Annotated in this window: 1 protein-coding gene; it reads right to left on the minus strand. The window is 37.0% G+C overall.

Annotated elements, in window-relative coordinates; genetic code table 11:
• The coding region (locus H5119_RS19890) for an IS30 family transposase (RefSeq protein WP_182703464.1) at window positions 1-961 on the minus strand (961 nt) is incomplete at its 3' end.
• Between the last annotated feature and the right edge of the window lie 292 nt (window positions 962-1,253).

Raw genomic sequence — 1,253 nt, forward strand, 5'->3', positions numbered from 1 at the left:
TAATAAAGACTTCTTCAGCTGTCTGATAATTTAGTATTTTCCTTGGGCGAGTATTAATTTTCATTACAACCTCTTGGAGTTGTTCATTAGTTATAGTTGAAAAATCAGTTTTCTTTGGGAAATAACGCCTGATCAGACCGTTTGTATGTTCATTTGTTCCTCGTTGCCACGAACAATAAGTATCAGCAAAGTAAATAATAAAATCTAGTTCTTCTTCCAAAGCTTTAAATTTTGAAAATTCTTTTCCATTATCCAAGGTCAGAGTTAACTGTTTATGCTCTGGAATCTCTTTAAACATCTCTACTGTAGCCGTATTGAATGACTCAGCTTGCTTAGTCTCTATTTTTTGCGCGATTAAATATCGAGAGCTACGGTCAACATGGGTTACAAAAAAACCAGAGCCCTTTTTGCCTTCAATTAAATCACCTTCCCAGTCACCTATTCGGCTTCTGTCTTCGACTATTTTTGGTCGTTCGCTAATACTTACTCTATTCTTAATTTGCCCACGTAAATCGCCATATTTACGTTGTTTACGTCTTTTTTTGTGCCTCTTAGCTAAGTCTTTGTATAGCTCTCCACCTGCTTTAAAATCCTTAATCACCCATTGATAGATTGTTTCATGGCTGACATGCATTAATTCATCTGACGGGTTATCCTTCTTAAGCCGACCTGCTATAGCATCTGGAGACCATCCCATTGCTATTTTACTCTGCACAAGCTCGTACAGTGCCTTATTGTTTCTTTTTCTTGCATGCCTAGCGACCCTCCTTCTTGCCATCGCTTTTTCGTGCGCTGCCTCATCGAAATAATCATAGTAGGGTGGCTTATTTCGCTTAACTTCACGCATGATAGTTGTATGGTGTCGATTTAATAGTTTACCAATGGATCGGCAGCTTTCGCCACTGTTGAATCGATAGTAGATAGCTTTTCGTTCGAAACTGTTAAGATGTTCGTAAGGCATTCTGAATTCCCTCGATAATGAGTTTGGTCGCACTTACTACATTAGCAAATACTTCAGAATGTCATATTTATTGGTGGGTTATGGTCAATGGTGCACTTGCATAATGAATTCGGGACTAGACTAGGACTAAACTAGACAGCCACTCTAATTAAACAAATAAAACTGTTCTATTAAATTTACTTTTTCAGCTAAAAATTTATCTTTTACTATTGGGTTACTTTCATTTCACCCTTTAAATAAGCCATTATCACTCTTAAACCTAAATTACGCGTATGAAAATGACTGCATGATG

The sequence above is a fragment of the Pseudoalteromonas sp. SG45-5 genome (assembly GCF_014164085.1).
GTDB lineage: Bacteria > Pseudomonadota > Gammaproteobacteria > Enterobacterales > Alteromonadaceae > Pseudoalteromonas > Pseudoalteromonas aliena.